At 69.6% G+C, this 17,391-nt stretch carries 16 protein-coding genes; 8 read left to right on the top strand and 8 right to left on the bottom strand.

What is annotated here, in order from left to right:
• The first annotated feature begins 199 nt into the window (after positions 1-199).
• The 4 genes from SACCYDRAFT_RS21655 to SACCYDRAFT_RS21670 all read left to right on the top strand — a co-directional run bounded on the left by SACCYDRAFT_RS21655 (position 200) and on the right by SACCYDRAFT_RS21670 (position 4,523).
• Entirely contained in the window at positions 200-1,822 is a 1,623-nt protein-coding gene (locus SACCYDRAFT_RS21655; RefSeq protein WP_005459455.1) for a long-chain fatty acid--CoA ligase, read from the top strand.
• Positions 1,823-1,963: 141 nt separating this feature from the next.
• Positions 1,964-2,854: a S1 family peptidase gene (locus tag SACCYDRAFT_RS21660; RefSeq protein ID WP_005459456.1), complete on the top strand. Its 891-nt coding sequence runs from the start codon at positions 1,964-1,966 to the stop codon at positions 2,852-2,854.
• Between the two features lie 39 nt (positions 2,855-2,893).
• Positions 2,894-3,322, top strand: coding sequence for a PaaI family thioesterase (locus tag SACCYDRAFT_RS21665; RefSeq protein ID WP_043536782.1), 429 nt, complete (start codon positions 2,894-2,896; stop codon positions 3,320-3,322).
• Between the two features lie 49 nt (positions 3,323-3,371).
• Positions 3,372-4,523 (top strand): C39 family peptidase, encoded by a 1,152-nt coding sequence (locus SACCYDRAFT_RS21670; RefSeq protein ID WP_043537467.1) that lies wholly within the window; start codon positions 3,372-3,374, stop codon positions 4,521-4,523.
• Here SACCYDRAFT_RS21670 and SACCYDRAFT_RS26500 read toward each other — a convergent pair.
• Together SACCYDRAFT_RS26500 and SACCYDRAFT_RS21685 are read right to left on the bottom strand one after the other, a co-directional pair.
• On the bottom strand, positions 4,520-6,448 hold the full coding sequence (locus SACCYDRAFT_RS26500) for a hypothetical protein (protein ID WP_157606549.1): 1,929 nt from the start codon (positions 6,446-6,448) through the stop codon (positions 4,520-4,522). The genes SACCYDRAFT_RS21670 and SACCYDRAFT_RS26500 overlap by 4 nt on opposite strands.
• A gap of 44 nt (positions 6,449-6,492) precedes the next feature.
• Positions 6,493-8,106: an FAD-binding oxidoreductase gene (locus SACCYDRAFT_RS21685; RefSeq protein ID WP_043536788.1), complete on the bottom strand. Its 1,614-nt coding sequence runs from the start codon at positions 8,104-8,106 to the stop codon at positions 6,493-6,495.
• Between the two features lie 16 nt (positions 8,107-8,122).
• On the opposite strand from SACCYDRAFT_RS21685, the gene SACCYDRAFT_RS21690 reads away from it, so the two are divergent.
• From SACCYDRAFT_RS21690 to SACCYDRAFT_RS21700, 3 genes are read left to right on the top strand one after another with little or no spacing between them, the layout of a single operon-like run.
• The gene (locus SACCYDRAFT_RS21690; protein ID WP_005459461.1) at positions 8,123-8,761 is read left to right on the top strand and encodes a TetR/AcrR family transcriptional regulator; all 639 of its coding nucleotides are present in this window, start codon (positions 8,123-8,125) and stop codon (positions 8,759-8,761) included.
• Complete coding sequence (locus SACCYDRAFT_RS21695; RefSeq protein ID WP_005459462.1) at positions 8,758-10,317, top strand: glycerol-3-phosphate dehydrogenase/oxidase; 1,560 nt, start codon at positions 8,758-8,760, stop codon at positions 10,315-10,317. Before SACCYDRAFT_RS21690 ends, SACCYDRAFT_RS21695 begins: the two co-directional genes overlap by 4 nt.
• A gap of 39 nt (positions 10,318-10,356) precedes the next feature.
• Positions 10,357-11,505 (top strand): ABC transporter permease, encoded by a 1,149-nt coding sequence (locus tag SACCYDRAFT_RS21700; protein WP_005459463.1) that lies wholly within the window; start codon positions 10,357-10,359, stop codon positions 11,503-11,505.
• 14 nt (positions 11,506-11,519) lie between these two features.
• On the opposite strand, the gene SACCYDRAFT_RS21705 is transcribed toward SACCYDRAFT_RS21700, so the two are convergent.
• Genes SACCYDRAFT_RS21705 through SACCYDRAFT_RS21725 form a run of 5 tightly spaced genes read right to left on the bottom strand, consistent with a single transcriptional unit; the run spans position 11,520 to position 15,663 of the window.
• Positions 11,520-12,779 carry a cytochrome P450 gene (locus SACCYDRAFT_RS21705; protein ID WP_005459464.1) on the bottom strand — a complete coding sequence of 420 codons (1,260 nt, stop codon included), beginning with the start codon at positions 12,777-12,779 and terminating at the stop codon, positions 11,520-11,522.
• Positions 12,776-13,375, bottom strand: a complete 600-nt coding sequence (locus SACCYDRAFT_RS21710) for a GTP-binding protein (RefSeq protein ID WP_005459465.1) — start codon at positions 13,373-13,375, stop codon at positions 12,776-12,778. Before SACCYDRAFT_RS21710 ends, SACCYDRAFT_RS21705 begins: the two co-directional genes overlap by 4 nt.
• On the bottom strand, positions 13,356-13,712 hold the full coding sequence (locus SACCYDRAFT_RS21715; protein ID WP_005459466.1) for a DUF742 domain-containing protein: 357 nt from the start codon (positions 13,710-13,712) through the stop codon (positions 13,356-13,358). Before SACCYDRAFT_RS21715 ends, SACCYDRAFT_RS21710 begins: the two co-directional genes overlap by 20 nt.
• Before the next feature lie 2 nt (positions 13,713-13,714).
• On the bottom strand, positions 13,715-14,110 hold the full coding sequence (locus tag SACCYDRAFT_RS21720; RefSeq protein WP_005459467.1) for a roadblock/LC7 domain-containing protein: 396 nt from the start codon (positions 14,108-14,110) through the stop codon (positions 13,715-13,717).
• Positions 14,110-15,663, bottom strand: coding sequence for an ATP-binding protein (locus SACCYDRAFT_RS21725; protein WP_043537468.1), 1,554 nt, complete (start codon positions 15,661-15,663; stop codon positions 14,110-14,112). Before SACCYDRAFT_RS21725 ends, SACCYDRAFT_RS21720 begins: the two co-directional genes overlap by 1 nt.
• A gap of 276 nt (positions 15,664-15,939) precedes the next feature.
• Between SACCYDRAFT_RS21725 and nfi the strand changes: the two genes are divergently transcribed.
• Positions 15,940-16,638: a deoxyribonuclease V gene (nfi, locus tag SACCYDRAFT_RS21730; protein ID WP_005459470.1), complete on the top strand. Its 699-nt coding sequence runs from the start codon at positions 15,940-15,942 to the stop codon at positions 16,636-16,638.
• Here nfi and SACCYDRAFT_RS21735 read toward each other — a convergent pair.
• Complete coding sequence (locus SACCYDRAFT_RS21735) at positions 16,616-17,368, bottom strand: ZIP family metal transporter (RefSeq protein ID WP_005459471.1); 753 nt, start codon at positions 17,366-17,368, stop codon at positions 16,616-16,618. The two genes, nfi and SACCYDRAFT_RS21735, sit on opposite strands and share 23 nt — an antisense overlap.
• Between the last annotated feature and the right edge of the window lie 23 nt (positions 17,369-17,391).

Genomic DNA, 17,391 nt, shown 5'->3' on the forward strand with positions numbered 1-17,391 from the left:
CCTGGATCTCAGTAAACGCCAAGTACGACGTGGACGCGAAACCGACACGCGAGGTTTCCCCGACCGGGCCACGCCCTGATCACGACGGGTGTCGAAACCACAACGGTGAGCACAGTTGGGCGCTGCGCACAAGCCCCGAACGTGCGGTGCGCACTACAGTCGCCTCAACCCGGATCCTCGACCTACAGCGGGAGCCTCAATGTTGAGCACGATGCAGGACGACCAGCTGTCGTTGGCCCAGCTACTGCGGCACGGCGCGCGCATGCACGGCGGCACCGAGGTGGCCACCTGGACCGGCACCGGTTCGAGGAGGACGACGTTCGACCAGGCTGCCAGGCGTGCGGCCCAGCTCGCCCACGCGCTGCGTGAGCTCGGTGTCACGGGGGACCAGCGCGTCGGCACGTTCATGTGGAACAACGCCGAACACCTGGAGTGCTACCTGGCCGTGCCCGCGATGGGCGCCGTGCTGCACACCCTCAACATCCGGCTGTTTCCCGAGCAACTGACCTACGTGGCGAACCATGCGGAGGACCACGTCGTCGTGGTGGACGGCTCGCTGCTGCCGCTGTTCGCCAAGCAACTGCCCGAGATGAGGACCGTCAGGCACGTGATCGTGGCGAACGGGGACGCCGCCGCGCTCGAGGCTCCGGCGGGCGTCACCGTGCACTCCTACGAGGAGCTGCTGGCAGGCAGGCCGGAGACCTTCGACTGGCCCGAGATCGACGAACGCTCCGCCGCCGCCATGTGCTACACCTCCGGCACCACGGGAGAACCCAAGGGCGTCGTCTACTCCCACCGCTCGATCTGGCTGCACTCCATGCAGAGCTGCATGACCGACACGATGCGGCTGACCGACGCGGACAAGGCGCTCGTCATCGTGCCGATGTTCCACGTGCTGTCGTGGGGCATGCCGTACGCGGCGTTCATGACCGGGACGTCGATGGTGCTGCCCGACCGGTTCCTGCAGCCGGGTCCGATCGCGGAGATCCTCGCCGCGGAGAAGCCGACGTTCGCCGGGGCCGTGCCCACGATCTGGCAGGGCCTGCTGCAGCACCTCGACGCCAACCCGCAGGACATCTCGCACCTGCGTGAGGTCGTGGTGGGAGGTTCGGCCGCGCCGCCCGCCATGATGCACGCGTTCGAGGAGCGCTACAACGTGTCCGTGGTGCACGCGTGGGGCATGACCGAGACCTCCCCGCTGGGCAGCGTGGCAAGGCCGCCGTCGTCGGCGAAGGGCGAGGAGGCCTGGCGTTACCGCTACACGCAGGGTCGCTTCCCCGCGGCCGTCAAGGCTCGGCTCGTGGACGACGACGGCAACGAGGTGCCGTGGGACGGCGAGAGCGTCGGCGAACTCGAGGTGAAGGGGCCGTGGATCGCGGGCTCCTACTACAAGGCCGACGATTCCGACAAGTTCCACGACGGGTGGCTGCGCACCGGTGACGTCGGCAAGATCACCCCGGACGGTTACCTGACGCTCACGGACCGGGCCAAGGACGTCATCAAGTCCGGAGGCGAGTGGATCTCGTCCGTGGACCTGGAGAACGCGGTGATGGCGCACCCGGCGGTGGCCGAGGCCGCGGTGATCGGCGTGCCGGACGAGAAGTGGGACGAGCGGCCGCTCGTCGCGGTGGTCGTGAGGGAAGGCGAGCAGGTGACGGCGGAGGAGCTCAGGGAGTTCCTCGCGGACAAGGTCGCCAAGTGGCAACTCCCCGAGAACTGGACGTTCGTGGCCGAGGTACCGAAGACCAGCGTCGGCAAGTTCGACAAGAAGCGGCTCCGGGCCGCCCATGCCGAGGGGAAGCTGGACGTCGCGCACTTCTAGGTGCCTTTCGACACCATCCCGACGACGGCCACCCTCGCGACCGCCGCGTGAGGTGGCCGTCGTCGTTCGGACCGCCCGAAACCGTCGGACCGACGAGAGATGATCAACTCGTCAGGCACGAGGGAAAGGAGCGGTCCGACGATGACGAACGACCTGGGGGGCCCGAAGGGCACCTCGCGCCGGTGGAGCCAGCTCGGGGCCGTGCTGGCGGCCACGGCCGTGATCACCGGCGCGGGCGCGACGACCGCGGCCGCGCAGACCGACGGTGTCGCACCGATGATCATCGACGGTGATCCCGCGGACCAGCAGTACTCGTTCATGGTGTCGTTGCAGTACGAGCGGGGCGACGACCCCAACGGCCACCGCTGCGGTGGAACGCTGGTGGACGAGGAATGGGTGCTGACGGCCGCGCACTGCGTCACCACCGAGGGCGAGGGCGACGACGCGTTCACGGTGATGGACCCGGACCTGTTCCACGTACGGGTGGGTTCGACGGACCGGTTGGCCGGCGGCAGCGTCGCCACCGTGGAGGACATCGTGGTCCATCCCGGTTGGGTCTGGCTCAGCGACCGCAACGACGGCCACGACGTGGCCATGCTGAAGCTGTCCGAACCCGTCGAGGCGCGCACCGCGCACCTGGCATGGTTCGAACCGGCCGCCGGGACTCCCGTCCGCGCGCTCGGTTGGGGTTACACGGCGGGCGAGGACATCGGCGACCCCACCACGCTGCCGGTGGACCTGCGGCAGCTCGACACCACCGTCCTGCCACCCGAATCGAAGGAGTGCCGGGTCGACGCCGAGGGTGACGACTCGTGGGGCATCCGGGACGGTGACATCTGCACCGACAACCCCGGCGACCACCGCGCGCTGTGCGGGGGCGACTCCGGTTCTCCGGTGCTGCTGAACCACCACGGCCGTTGGTTCGTCGTCGGCGTGGTGAGCCGGGGCATCGGCAGCGGGTGCGGCAGCACGCCGGACGTCTCCACCGGCACCTACTCCCACTACTGGTGGGTGCACGGCGTGATCCGCTGAAACTGGACGCCCACCGCTCGGTGCGGCATGGTTACGCGGATGGACACAGCACCAGCCACCGGCCTCGACGGTGAGGGCACGGCCCTGTTCCACCGCACCATGCCGTTCACCGAGCGGTTGGGTGTCGAAGTACTGCGGCACTCCCGCGAACTCGTCGTGGCCCGGCTCGCACACGACGAGAGCCTCTGCACGCTGGGTGGTGCGCTCCACGGCGGTGTGCTGATGTCGCTGGCCGACTCGGCCGCCGCCGTGTGCGCGTTCCTCAACCTGCCCGAAGGCGCGCAGGGCACCACCACCATCGAGTCGAAGACGAACTTCCTCCGCGCCGTGCGCATCGGACACGCCACCGCCTCGGCGAAACCCCTGCACGCCGGTGGGCGGGTGATCGTGGTGGAGACCGAGGTCCACGACGACGAGGGCCGCCTGGTCGCCAAGGTCACCCAGAGCCAGGCGGTGCTGCGGTCCTGAACCGGTGAGGGACGCGGGCGATGGTCCGCCCGGCCGTATGGTGAGTGCCGTGGACATCGACTACCACGAGTGGAGCGGCGAGGCGGCTTTCCGGGACGGTGAGTCGTCGGGCATCGAGGTGGGCACCGGGTTGCGCATCGGTTCCGCCGCCGGGGTTCAGGACGGTGGCGAGTACGCGTGGTGGACCTCCCCGGAACACGAACTGCCCTTCGCCGCCGACGATGTCGTCGTCTCGTGGAACGCGACCGCGCCCCCGGGGACGTGGCTGACCGTCGAGGCACAGGCGCGCACCGAGTCGGGACGGCACACCCCGTGGTACTCGCTGGGCCGCTGGTCGTTCGACGAAACCGACGTGCGGCGCACTTCGGTGGCCGGGCAGCACGACGAGTCGGCCCGTGTGGAGGTCGACCGGCTCGTGGCCGCCGACGGCGTGCGGCTGCGGAGCCACCGGGTCAGGGTGACGCTGTGTCGAGCGGCGGGAACCGACGCCACCCCGACGCTGACCGCGGTCGGTGCCGTGGCGTCGGCCGTGGACGACCGCACCGAGGTTCCCACGTCCCCGCCCGGACCGGGCGTCGGCATCGAGCTTCCCGTGCCGCGCTACGCCCAGTACGTCCACAGAGGCCACTTCCCGGAGTACGGCGGTGGCGGCGACGGATGGTGCAGTCCGGCGTCCACGGAGATGGTGGTCGAGTACTGGGGCGCGGGCCCGACGGAGGCGGAACTCGCGTGGATCCCGCGCGGGCACCCCGACCGCAGCGTGGTGCACGCCGCGCGGCACACCTTCGACCACGCCTACGGCGGCACGGGCAACTGGCCGTTCAACGTGGCCTACGCGTCGCAGTACGGGCTGCGCGGGCGGGTGACGCGGCTGGCGTCACTGCACGACGTCGAACACCACATCGCCCACGGCGTGCCCGTGATCGCCTCCGTCTCCTTCACCGCCGGTGAGCTCACCGGGGCCGACTACACCACGGAGGGACACCTCCTGGTGGTGGTCGGCTTCACCGGCACCGGCGACGTCATCGCCCACGACCCGGCCGCCGAGTCCGCTGACGCGGTGCGGCGCGTGTACCCCCGCGGGGAGTTCGAGACCGTCTGGCAACGCAGCCGACGCCACAACGTCGACGGCGACCTCGTCGACACCCCCGCGGGCGTGGTGTACCTCATCGCACCGGCCGGGAAGGTGTTGCCCGCCTAGTTCGTCTGTTTCGTCGGGAGGTGTCTTCCGAGGTAGCCTACGTACACGAGTCCGTCGCGCGCCGTGTTGTCGTGATAGTGCAACCGGGGACTGATGATGCCGAATTGGGCGAGTTTGAAGTGCGCTCCCATGAAGATCCTCCCTTGGCTGTCGACTTCAGGCGGGACCGGAAACGTCCGTGCCTGTCGGAACCGCCGATTGGTCTGCACGTCCGTACTTTCGTCCGGCGCAAACCGATTCACCGAGAACCCTCGACAGCCGTCGGGCAAGTTCGTCAGGTAACCAAACACACCTGTATTGCACCGTCCTGCGGATTTGGCCGCCGCGTAGTCCTCCAAAGCCAACAGCGCACTCCACGCTTTTCGGGGCCAGTTGCCAAACTCGTCCAACGGATCAAGATCGAGTGCTTGCTGTTTGTCGCCGGTGAAACGCACGTACCGCAGCTCTGACATCCGTTCGAAAAGATCTTCGAACGACTCTGGCGGATGTTCAACGGGAGTGTCTGGCAGGGAGTACGCCACATCGTGCCGACCTTGTGCGGCAAGCACTCTGCGCAAGTACCGAACGGTGTTGCGCTCCTCGAGCAGCTCGTCCTGTACCACAGCGTGTTCGAACTGTTCGTTTTCCAGTCGGGACAACAGGTCGCTGCGCTCCTGTTCTGCCCGTTCGAGCCGCTCACGCAAGTCCTCGAACTGTTGCTTCACCCGATACTGGTGAGTGACTGCTTCCCGTCCTGCCTTGGCCAAACGCCCAATTTCCGTCAGCACGGTGAGATCAAGCTCGTTCCTTCCGAACTCACGGGCGAGCGCGACCGCAGCGGCGTGGACCTCGATCGGCATTTCCGCTTGGCCAGTGACAGACTGCGGACGCTCTTCCCGGTGCAGGGGAAGAGGGCTTTGCGACCTCAGGGGAAGCGCAGTGGCACCAGGCTCAGACGGCCTCGGCTTAGGTGGTGCTGTCCAATTTCTGGACTGCGCCGTACTGCCCACAACGACGTCGTCCATTAACCGATCGAGCAGTGTATTCGCCCGCCGGACCGGGGCCGGTAGTGGCGCGTCGATTACCGCGTCTCGTGCTCGCCGCCCCAACATTCGTGCCAGATGTCTGAAGTCTGTGTCCAGCAGCCGCTGAGTGGAAAGCACACGGTGACGTCGACCATCGAGCGCGTCGGTGTCGTCTGCACCCGGACGGAATGTGCGCACTGTACCGGGGGCCACAGCGTGGCTCGCTCCCATACGCTCGCCGAACTCCTTCGCGGCCTCCCATTCCAGTACGTAGGCGCTGGCCAGTCCCACAGTCTGGCGGAGAATCTTGTCGACAGTGCTCGTCCAGTAGGGCAACGGTTCCTGGTCGTCGGCCGCCAGGAACGTCAAACCTCGTCTATCCGGGTCACGCACAACCGCGCACAACTCCGGCACCCCTTCGAATCCCACACGACGTGGCGCGGGTCCGAGCAATCCTGTTCCGTCGCGGGCCTCAGAAAAGACCTCCAGGAGGTACCTCACCAGCCTTGGAATACCTACTGCACCGCGGAACTGGGATGGTGCCTCAACGTCCACCCATACCCAGGGCACTGGGTTGCGGCGTTGCTGAATCACCGTGAGTACGGTGACCCACTGCCCACTATCCTTGGTTTCGACCAGCCTTGCCCGGACCGCGCGGGAACCGTCACGAGGCTGGTGGTCGAGCAATGCCGCCTCGGCTCCTTCATCAACCGCTGCACTCCCGTTCCACACGAGCGCGTCAGGGTCGTAATCTTTTTCACGGAGCCAGTCATGGAAGAGTTTCAGGGAGTCATCGAAGACGTCGTCGTGGTCTGGGACACGGAAGAGGCTGCGGTAACCGAGCATGAGACCTTCCTCGACACGCACATCGTCGTCGCTGACATGTCGTGTCGACACCAGAACCGTTACAGTGGGTTCCAAGCCCGGAACAGCTTGTGATCACATGGTGTCCCTGATGTGATCACTCAGAGGCCGAGTTTTCCCGGGTTGAGGACTCCCTTCGGGTCGGCGGCTTGTTTGGCCGCCGCCAGCACCGACACGCCCACGTCGCCGATCTCGGCACGCAGGTAGGGCGCGTGGTCCACACCGACGGCGTGGTGGTGGGTGATGGTGCCGCGACCTCGTTCGCTGATCGCCTCACTCGCCGCCCGCTTGGCGCGTTCCCACTGGCCGAACGGGTCGTGCGGGTCGCGTGCGGCGAGCACGGTGAAGTACAGCGAGGCACCGGTCTCGTAGGCGTGCGAGATGTGGCACATCACCACCGGACGGTCGAGTGCGCCGTGCAGGGCCACGCGCACCTCGTCGTAGAGCTCCCGCAGCCGGGACCAGTGCGTGGCCGTCTCCAACGTCTCCACGCACACCCCGAGGTCGAGTAGCGCGTCGCGTTGGCGGGGGCCTGAGAAACGGCCGTGCCGCCACGCCTCTCCCGGCGCGCGCCCGAGCGGGACGGCGCCCGCCGCCTTCAGCAGCCTCAGCGCCCGCGCCCGCTGCGGGGCGGGCCCGTGCCAGCCGAGAATCAGCAGGCACGGCTCGTGGACCCGGCGCGCGGCGAGATAGCGGCGCAGAGCCTTCGTCGCGAACCCGCCCTTGAGCGCGAGCGTCACCTCCGTCTCGTCGACATCGGACACCCGCGTGACGTCTGCCAGCAGACCGTTCTGTGCCAGCGCGCGCACGACCTCGGTCGCGTGCTGCCAGCCCCGGAGGACGAACCCCTCGTAGCGTTCCCGCTCCGGCGACGGCCGCACGCGCACGGTCACCTCGGTGATGACGCCGAGCGTGCCCTCGCTGCCGACGGCCAGCGCGCGCAGGTTCGGCCCGGCCGCCGAGGCAGGCGCCACGCCGAGTCGCCACGGCCCTGACGGCGTCGCCAGTCGCACGCCCTGCACCATGTCCTCGAACCGGCCGTATCCCGACGACGCCTGCCCTGCCGAACGCGTCGCGGCGAACCCGCCCAGTGTGGCGCGCTCGAACGACTGCGGCACGTGGCCCAGCGTGAGGCCGTGCGCGGCGAGCAGGCGCTGCGCGTCGGGGCCCCTGACCCCGGCCTGGAACACGGCCAGCCGAGAGGTGCGGTCGACGGAGACGAGCCGGTCGAGCCGTTCGAGGTCCAGCGCGATGACGGCGGCCTTGTCGCCCCGCAACGCGGCGACCCCGCCCACGACGGACGTGCCACCGCCGAACGGCACCACTCCGACGTCGTGGGCCACGCACGCGTCCACCACCCGCTGCACCTCGTCCGGGTCGCCGGGCACCACCACGGCGTCCGGCACGGCGAGCCCGCCCGGGTAGCGGCGGCGCAGGAGGTCGAGGTAGGACATCCCACCCGCGCGGCCGAGTCGCTCGCTCTCTCCGTCCAGCACGTGCCCGGCACCGACCGCATCGACGAGAGCGGCGCGGGCCGCGGCGGGCAGCCGGGAAGGCGGCACGACGAAGGCCGAGGCGGGTGCGGCGGGCGCGGCGGGCGAAAGAGGTCCGATGCGGCGGGTGAGCCAGCGCACCGCATGAGGTGGTAACGCGGCGGCTCCGCCCGCTTCCGGAGTCCAGGCGGAGCGGAGTCGATGGTCGGCGGTGTCGTTCACGGCTAGAGTGTGACATATGAAGCCAGAACGTCACACCTCCGTGCGAACAGGGGCGGGTGCCGTGGTGGCCGAACGCGCCACCGGCTCCCGGGTACCCGACGACGCGCTCCTCGACGCCGCACGGACGTGTGTGCTGGCGGGCGGTGTCCGCCGCACCACGCTCACCGACATCGCCCGCGTCGCGGGGGTGAGCCGCATGACCCTGTACCGGCGGTACCCGGACGTGCGCAGCGTCCTCGCGGCACTCATGACGCGCGAGTTCGGCGCCCTGCTTCACCGGGTCAACGCCGCCATCGACGCCTCGCAACCCGCCCGAGCACGGCTCACGGACCTCGGTGTGGCGGCCGTGCGCGCACTCGGCGCCGATCCCCTGCTGCGCACCGTGCTCGACCGCGACGCCGAACTGCTGCTGCCCTACGTCACCGAGAGGCTGGGCAGCACACAACGGCTCGCGGAGCAGGTGGTGGCCGGGCTCGTCGCCGAGGGCCACGCCGACGGGTCCGTCCGGCGTGGCGAGCCGGGCGCGCAGGTACGGGCCCTGCTGCTGACCGTGCAGTCGTTCGTGCTCTCGTGGCGCCCTGCCACACACGACGTACCGGACGAGGCCCTGCTGTCCGAACTACGACACCTTCTCGACGAAAGCCTGAGGCCATGACGGGAACGAACGTGATCCACGCTTCCTTGACCGCTCGGCGACGCGCGCGGGAACTCGATGCGCTCGCGTCAGGAGAGCGGGTCGACCTGATCGTGGTGGGCGGCGGTGTGACCGGCGCGGGGGTCGCGCTCGACGCGGTCTCGCGCGGACTCTCGGTGGCACTGGTGGAGGCCCGCGACCTCGCGTTCGGCACCTCCCGGTTCTCCAGCAAGCTCGTCCACGGCGGACTCCGGTACCTCGCGCACGGCCACGTCGGTCTGGCCAGGCAGAGCGCGGTCGAGCGCGACATCCTCATGCGCCGCACCGCTCCCCACCTCACGCGACCGCTGGCCCAACTCTTCCCCCGCTACGCCGACACTCCGCCACGCGAGTACGCGCTCACCGCCGCCGGGCTCACGGCGGGTGACGCACTGCGCCGACTCGCCCGCACCCCTTCGTCACTGCTTCCCCGGCCCCGCACGGTGCCTGCCGCTCAGGCGCTCACACTCGTGCCCGCGCTGCGCGAGACCGGGCTCCGCGGCGGTCTGCTCGCCTTCGACGGAGCCCTCACCGACGACGCACGGCTGGTGGTGGCACTCGCCAGGACGGCCGCGGGGCTCGGCGCCCGGGTCCTCACGCGGGTGCGAGCACTGGAGCTGTCGGCCGAGCGCGTGCGCGCCCGCGACGAGCTGACCGGCGAGACCGTCGAACTGCGGGCCCGCCAGGTGGTCAACGCCGCCGGGGTGTGGTCGGGCGAGCTGGTGCCGAGTGTGCGGCTGCGTCCTTCCCGTGGTTCGCACCTCGTGTTGGACGCCCGGGCCACCGAACTCGGCGACACGGCGCTCATGGTACCGGTGCCCGGGGAGTCGAACCGGTTCGTCTTCCTGCTCCCCCAGCCGGGCGGAAAGGTCTATCTCGGACTGACCGACGAGCCCCTCGACGGCGAGGCCACCGACGTCACCGACGTTCCGGACTCGGACGTGGACTTCCTGCTCGACGTGGCGTCGCGGGTGCTCGCCCGCCCTCTCACGCACGACGACGTGCGCGGCTCCTACGCGGGGTTGCGCCCCCTCCTCGACACTCCCGGCGGCCGGACCGCCGACCTGTCCCGGGAGCACGCCGTGCTCACCGACCCGTCCACGGGAGTCGTCACGGTCGTGGGTGGCAAACTCACCACCTATCGGGTGATGGCCCACGACGCCGTCGACGTCGCCGTCTCCCGTGCGGGCCTGCCAGCGGCCGAGTCACGCACGGCGCGCCTGCCCCTCGTGGGAGCGGCGAGCCGCACCGCGCTGACCACAGTGGACGCACCTCGCCGCCTGGTCGGCAAGTACGGCATCGAGGCGCCCCGGGTGACCGCACTCGGCGACGTCGATCCGGACCTGGCGCGTCCGCTGTTCCCCGGCTGCGCCACCACTGCGGCCGAGGTCGTGTGGGCCGTGCGCCACGAGGGAGCGCTCGACGCCGACGACGTGCTCCACCGCCGCACCCGGCTCGGGTTGGTGCCCGAGGAGGCGGAAGCAGCCCGACCCGCCGTGTCCGAGCTGGTCGAACGGTCGTTGCGGGGACTCGCCTGACGTATGCTCTCCCCGTCGCGACAGCGAGAAGGGGGTGTTGTGCCCGAGGGCGTCCTGGTCACCCGGCGCGCGGCGACGACCGTGCGCACCGTCGTGGCGCGCGAGCTGCGCACCCACCTGCGTAACGGGTACTTCGTCGTCAGCACGGTGCTCGTCCTCGCCGTGCTGGTGGGATACCTGCTGTTGCACGCGTCGGTGTTCACGCGGTTGGCGAGCACCACCGTGGGTTTGGTCGGGCAGGCCACCGCCATCGCGGAACCGTTGCGGCAGGCGGCGGACGACACGGGCGAGGACCTCGCCGTCGTTCCGTACCACGACGCCGCACAGGCGCGCGCCGACGTGGTGCGCGGTGAGCTCGACGTCCTGGTCTCGGGCAGCGCGGCGAACCTCCGTGCCCTCTCCGGGTCCGAACTGGACGATTCGGTTCGAGCCCTGCTCACCGGAGTCGCCCAGGACGAGGTGCTGGACGCCAAGCTCGTGGAGGCCGGGCTCGATCCCGTCGACGTGCACACCGACGTGGCGGCGGCCCGCGTCACCGTGCAGACCGCGGAACCGCCTGCCGTGGCGCGCGACGAGCGTCTCGGCACGGCTCTGGTCGTCGTGCTCCTGCTCGTGCTCGGCATCGCCGGGAGCTCGGGCGTGGTGGCACGCAGCCTCACCGAGGACGGCACTCGCATCCCTGACGCCTCGGCCTCGGAGTGTCCCCGGCGCATCGTGCTCGGCAAGGTCGTCGGCGTCGGCCTCGTCGGCGGGGTCCAAGTGCTGGTCCTCGGGGCCGCGACTCTCGCGGTCACCGCCGCCACAGGAGCACTGTCCACCGTGGCACCCGCGACGAGTGCGCTGCTGTGGGGGCTGGTGTGGTTCGTACTCGGCTACGCGCTGTACTGGCCGGTGTTCGTGGCGGCCGCGGCCACGAGCGGCCCGGTGCGGTCGGTCGTGCTGCCCACCACCGCCGTGGTGGTGACCGGTCTCGGGGCCGTCATGCTCGCGCTCCCGGACCCCGAGAGCACGACCGCGCTCACCGTGTCGTTCGTTCCGCCGCTGTCACCGTTCGTGGTGCCGAGTCACCTCACGACCGGTACCGCCGGAGCGTTCGAAGTGGTGACGGCGCTGCTGCTGACCGTGGCGGCGACCATCGTCCTGACCTGGCTGGCCCGCGCTCATGTCCGAACGCCCGCCAAAGCCTGACCACGGTGTCGGAGTTACCGGTGGGCCGCCGGGACCGGAGTGAAGCGCACGGGCAGCGACGTCAGGTTGCGGTTCCACAGTGACGGGGTGAACGTCAGTTTCTCCACCGGCACCGTCACGGAGATGTCGTCCAATGAGTACAGTGCGGTCTCCACCGCGAGGCGCGTGATCAGCCGCGCCGCACGCTGTGCCGGGCAGGCATGGGAGCCCGCGCTGAACGACAGGTACGCACGGTTGCCGACTTCCAGCCACGGGTCGTTGGTACGCACCCGGAAATCGGCGTTGCCCGCCGCGAAGCTGAGGATCACCGCGTCGCCGCGCCGGATCGACTTCCCGGCGAGTTCACAGTCGACCGCCGCGTACCGGCCCATCAGGTTCGCCACGGGCGGGTCACGCCACAGCACCTCGTCGAGAGCCTCGTCGATGCCGAGCCTTCCCCCACGCAGCCGTGCGGTGAACCGGTGATCGGTGAGCATCAGCTGCAACGCCATCGCGATCCAGATGCCCGTGACCTCGTACCCCATACCGATGACCATCATCATCGCGTGGAGCACCTCGTCGTCTCCGCGGAACGATGGATGCCGCACGAACAGCGAGGTCAGGTCGTCCTGCGGCTGGGCCCGCCGCTGCTGCACCAGGTCCACCAACATCCGCTGCATGGAGTCGTCCGCGAAGTACGACTCGATGCCGGCCAGCAGCGTGGCCCTGAGCTTCTCGCGGTCCTCGGACGACACCCCGAGCAGCGACAGCATCACCAGCATGGGGATGGCCGCGGAGTACTCCGTGACGAGGTCCGCCTCCCCGCGCATGGAGAACTCGTCGATGAGCCCCATACAGACCTGCTCGACGGTCCTGCGCAGCCGGTGCTCGTCGAGGTTGTCGAAACCCTCCTCGACGGGTGCGCGCAGCCTCCGGTGTTTCTCGCCGTCGGCGTACACGGCGTTCTCCAACGGCGACAGCAGCGCCGCCAGCGGCGCGTCCGGCGGGATCACGCCGCTGGTGTACTCGCGCCAGGCGCGCGGATCGTGGGAGAACAGCCGTTCGTTGCGGGCCACCTGGCAGATCTCGGCATGCCCCATGACGAGCCAGCCGTTGACGCGCGGCATGAGTTCCACCGGGGCGACCTGGCCCCACCGTGCCCGCAACTCGCTGTAGACGGCCTGCGGGTTCTGCGAGTTGACGATCTGCGACAGGGGCGTCAGGCCGGTCATCTCGGCCAGCGGCTGCGGCCGGAACGGCTGGGGCGTCTGACGCGACTGAGGCGACACCGTCATGCCACCTCCGAATTCCTGCGCACCGCGATGGCGTACTCGACGAGTTTGATCAGGGACTGCACCGACGACTGCCGGTCGCGCGCGTCGCAGTACACGATGGGTGTCTCCGGCAGCAGGTCGAGGGCTTCGCGGAGCTTTTCCGGGTCGTACTCCGGCGAGCCGGGGAACTGGTTGACCGCCACCGCGAACGGTACGCGGGTGTGCAGTTCCAACTGGTCGAACACCTCGAAGCTGTCCTGCAGCCTTCGGGAGTCGACCATGACGAGAGCGCCCACCGCGCCGTCCGCCAACCCCTCCCACAGGTTCCAGAACCGCTTCTGTCCCGGCGTCCCGAAGAGGTACAGCACGATCTCCGGGTTCAGGGTGATACGGCCGAAGTCCATGGCCACCGTGGTGCTGCTCTTGTCGTCGAGTCCGGCGAGGGAATCGACGCCGACGCTCGCGGTGGTCATGGTCTCCTCGGTGCGCAGCGGCGGGATCTCGCTGACCGAGCCGATCAGGGTCGTCTTGCCCACGCCGAACGCGCCGACGACCAGGATCTTGACCGACTGGACGACGGTCGACGGCACATAACGCTCAGAGCTTTCGGAGCCCATTCAGCACTTTCTCCAGCAGATCGATTTCCGGTATGACGAGTCGCTGCGGGCTGGAGCGCACCACGAGATGCCCGGTGTCGATCAGGTCCGACGCGAGCACCACGACCACGCTCACCGGCAGGCGCAGGTGCGCCGCCGCCTCGGCGACCGAGAGCACACCTCGGCACATGTCCACCAACAACCGCTTCTCCCGGCTCGTCGACACCGGGAGCTGCGACTCGGGATTGGCCACCAACAGGGTCTCCGGCCGCAGCGTGTTCCGCGTGGGATGGGCGCGACCACCCGTGATGACGTACGGCCGTACCGGTCGGTCCTGGTACTCCTCGGAGCGGTCCATGGTCAGCGCGTGCGGGTGGGAGTGCTGAGGGTTCGCTCACCGATCTGGAGTACCTGCAGTTGCATCTGCTGCGCGATGAGGCCCGGATCGATGACCGGGTCGGTGACCACTGCGAGCCGTGAGCCGTCGCCCGCACCGCGCACGAACAAAAACCCGCCCTCGAACTCCACCATCACCTGCTTGGGGTCTCCCCCGGTACCGAACTCGTCGCCGACTCCCCTGCCAAGCGAGGTCAGGCCCGCGCACGCGGCGGCGAGTTTGTCGGCGACGTCGGTGGCGGTCTGGTCGGTCTTCACCTTCAGCAGGCCGTCGGAGGTCAGCACGATCGCGTGCCGCACACCGCGCACGCTCCTGATCTGCTCCAGCATCCAACTGTTGTCACCGGCGTGGGCAACCATCACTCCTCCGAAGTGTCACGAGGTTCGTAAGGCGGGTTCGGAGTGGCGGCGATCCGATTGGTCGCGGCGCTGTCCGAGCTGAGGAAGGCACTCATCCACTGTCCCGCCTCCTCCGCGGCCCGCCTGGGATCGGCGGGCACGGCCGGGATGACGGGCAGGTTCATGGTGATCTCGTTGCTGTTCTCGGCGTCGGCATCGCCTCGGCGGGACTTCCGTCGCGGCAGCACGGGCAACCCGTCGTCCACGGAGACGGGCGTCTCGGTGGACTGCTCCCGCCGGGCCGGGGCCGGGTCGGGCAACGGCAACTGTTGGGACTGCGGCGACGACTGGGCGGGTGTCGGCTCCGGCACCTCGACGGGCCTGAGGTTGTCCGCCGTGCTGTGCTGGCGGGAGAGCGCGAGCTGCCCGCTGATCGAGGCGTGCCCCGGAGCCAGTGGCTCGGTCAGCTCGGAAGGCACCATGATGATGGCGCGCACACCGCCGTAGACGGACTCGCCGAGGTCCACGCGGAACCCGTAACGCCGTACGTAGGTGCCCACGGACGGCAGGCCGGTCTGCGGGACCTCGCCGAGTGTGAAGAGGTCGACGAGCTTCTCCCCCGACGCGATGGCGCGGGCCTGTTCGAGCCTCCGATCGTCCATGCCCACACCGCAGTCGTCGATCTCGATCACCGCACCGCGCTGCACGTGCCGCAGTGTGACCAGTACGTTCGTGGTGGGCGGTGAGGACTGCGCCGCGTTGGCCAGCAACTCGGCGACGATGTGGATGAGCGGCTCCACCACTCGGGCTGTGACGGCGATGGCAGGATCGCCGGACGCCTCCACACGCTGGTAGGCGGTGATGCGGCCGGCTGCGCCGCGCACCACGTCCGACAGCGGGAGCGCCTCGTTCCACTGCTGCCCCGGGCGTTCCCCGCAGAGCGCGGCGAGCGACTGCGCGTACCGCGCCTGCTGGGCGGCGGCGTGGTCGATACGCATGCTGGTCTCCAGCACGTCCGGGTCGTTGGGGTGCCGGTTGACCATCCGACCGGCTTCCTCCTGCATCCGGTGCGCGGAGACCTGGACCTTGCGGGCCAGCGACACGACGGCGGAGTGCACGGCGCTGCGCTGCGCGGCGTAGAGGTCGCGGGCTTTCACGACGAGCGCCCTCATGCGCTCGAACTGCTCCCCGGCCTCGGGCGAGGGGGGGTTGTCCGGGAGAGGGGGCAGCAGCGAGTCCTTGGTGAGCGCTTCCATGTAGCACATGAAGACGTCGTGCACCTCGCGCTGCGCGGCGTACTCCCGCGCGAGTGCCGCGTGCTCTCTCGTCAGTGCCGCGTGCTCTCTCGCCAGTGCCGCGTGGGAAGCGGCGGCGGCACCGGCGGCGCGGGCGGTCAACGCGGCGTAGGTGACCAGGGCGACCAGCGCGACCACGCCCGGTGCCAGCCACCACAGTTGCCCGGTGTCACCGACGGCCAGAACGATCGAGGCGACGACCACGTAACCGGCGGCGAGCGCGCCGCACACCCACACGAGTGGGCTCGGTTTACGCGGTGGAGTCGGTGAGGTTTCCATGATCATCCAGAGATCGGTCGGGCTGGTCGGAACGTGTCAGCACACCGTTTCACGGTCGCGCCGGAAAGAACCGCGAACTCCAGTGCACCTCCATGCGGCCCCGAGACGGACGGCGGCACGAACGGCCTACCCTACTGCTCCGCTCAGCGTAGTCGATCTCCGCGGCCACCGTACAGACCCGCGACGATCACACCGCGTGTCGCGCGTTTCGAAATCTTCAAGGCTGTCGAGAATGGACATCGCGGCCCAACGCCGAAAACGAAACCGGGGGCAGGCGTGGAAATCCGGATCCAGGAACCGTGGCCGACGACGACATCGGAGGCCGTGGAGATGCAGTTGCGACTGCGGCGCCAGGTGCGCGCGACGGACGAGACGACCCACCCCGTACGCACCGTCGCGGGGGTGGACGTGGCCTACGACCGGGACTCGCCGCGTCTCGCCGCGGCGGTGACCGTGCTCGATCACGACACGCTGGAGGAGATCGAAACCTCCAGTGTGGTGACCACGACGGACTTTCCGTACGAGCCGGGACTGTTCGCGTTCCGGGAGCTTCCCGCGCTGGTGGAGGCGCTGCGGAGCCTGCGGACCACACCGGATCTGCTGGTGTGCGACGGGCACGGCCTCGCCCACCCACGCCGGTTCGGTCTCGCCTGCCACCTCGGGGTGCTCACCGGCGTACCGACGTTCGGGGTGGCGAAGACGGTGTTCGTGGGTGAGTTCGTTCCGCCCGCGTCCAGCCGGGGGTCGACCTCACCGCTCACCGTCGACGGTGAGGTCGTCGGAGCCGCGGTGCGAACGCGCGACGGGGTCAAGCCGGTGTTCGTCTCGGTAGGACACCGCATCAGTCTCGACACGGCAAGTGCGCACACTCTCACCCTCAGTAGGAACTACCGGCTTCCGGAGACCACCCGTCGCGCCGACCGACTCTCGCGTGAGGTGCTGGCAGGCCGGGTCAGCCCCAGCGCTGGAGGGTGAACGAGGCGAGGAACCCCACGGTGGTGATCAGTCCGGTGAGGACGTGCGTCCGCTGGAACGCCTCCGGGATCATCGTGTCGGCCACCATGGCGAGAATGCCTCCCGCGGCCACCGCCGTGATCACCGCGATCGTGGCGGGGGAGGCGCCGTCGAGGAGCAGGCACCCCAGCAGCGCGGCCGTGCCGCAGGCCAGCGCGATTCCGGCCCACACGCCGAAGACGTAACCCGCACCGCGCCCCGCCCGTTTCATGCCCGCGGAACTCGACAACCCCTCGGGCACGTTGGAGACGAACACCGCGGCGAGAACGGGGACTCCCACCCCTCCACCACCCAGGACCGACAGGCCGAGAACCACCGACTCGGGTATGCCGTCGAGCAACGCGCCGATCGCGATGGCCGCGCCGCTGCCCTTGGCCTCGTCCTCGGACGGCTGCGCGGGGCCCGACCGCTTCCGGTGCCGGGCGCCACGCCGGGACAGCAGTTCGTTCGCCGCCACGTAGGCGCACGCGCCCAGCACGAAACCCAGGGACGTGGCGAGCAGCCCGCCGGTGCGTTCGGCCTCGTCCACCAGCTCGAAGGCCAGCGCCGAGACCAGCACGCCCGCACCGAACGCCATCACCCCGGCCACGACGGCAGGCGGCACGGGAAGCCACCACCCCGCCGCCGCGCCGAACAGCAGCGCCGACCCGGCGAGCAAACCCCACAACCCGGCCTCCAGCCACACCGCCATCGCGCCTCTCCCTCCCGCTGCCG

Origin of the sequence: Saccharomonospora cyanea NA-134 (assembly GCF_000244975.1) — a bacterium.
Taxonomy (GTDB): Bacteria; Actinomycetota; Actinomycetes; order Mycobacteriales; family Pseudonocardiaceae; genus Saccharomonospora; species Saccharomonospora cyanea.

Bases quoted from the DNA above. Each gene is read 5' to 3' on its own strand.
- SACCYDRAFT_RS21655 (WP_005459455.1), top strand. From the start codon at position 200: ATGTTGAGCACGATGCAGGACGACCAGCTGTCGTTGGCCCAGCTACTG.
- SACCYDRAFT_RS21660 (WP_005459456.1), top strand. From the start codon at position 1,964: ATGACGAACGACCTGGGGGGCCCGAAGGGCACCTCGCGCCGGTGGAGC.
- SACCYDRAFT_RS21665 (WP_043536782.1), top strand. From the start codon at position 2,894: ATGGACACAGCACCAGCCACCGGCCTCGACGGTGAGGGCACGGCCCTG.
- SACCYDRAFT_RS21690 (WP_005459461.1), top strand. From the start codon at position 8,123: ATGAAGCCAGAACGTCACACCTCCGTGCGAACAGGGGCGGGTGCCGTG.
- SACCYDRAFT_RS21695 (WP_005459462.1), top strand. From the start codon at position 8,758: ATGACGGGAACGAACGTGATCCACGCTTCCTTGACCGCTCGGCGACGC.
- SACCYDRAFT_RS21705 (WP_005459464.1), bottom strand. From the start codon at position 12,779: ATGACGGTGTCGCCTCAGTCGCGTCAGACGCCCCAGCCGTTCCGGCCG.
- SACCYDRAFT_RS21710 (WP_005459465.1), bottom strand. From the start codon at position 13,375: ATGGGCTCCGAAAGCTCTGAGCGTTATGTGCCGTCGACCGTCGTCCAG.
- SACCYDRAFT_RS21715 (WP_005459466.1), bottom strand. From the start codon at position 13,712: ATGGACCGCTCCGAGGAGTACCAGGACCGACCGGTACGGCCGTACGTC.
- SACCYDRAFT_RS21720 (WP_005459467.1), bottom strand. From the start codon at position 14,110: ATGGTTGCCCACGCCGGTGACAACAGTTGGATGCTGGAGCAGATCAGG.
- SACCYDRAFT_RS21725 (WP_043537468.1), bottom strand. From the start codon at position 15,663: ATGGAAACCTCACCGACTCCACCGCGTAAACCGAGCCCACTCGTGTGG.
- SACCYDRAFT_RS21735 (WP_005459471.1), bottom strand. From the start codon at position 17,368: ATGGCGGTGTGGCTGGAGGCCGGGTTGTGGGGTTTGCTCGCCGGGTCG.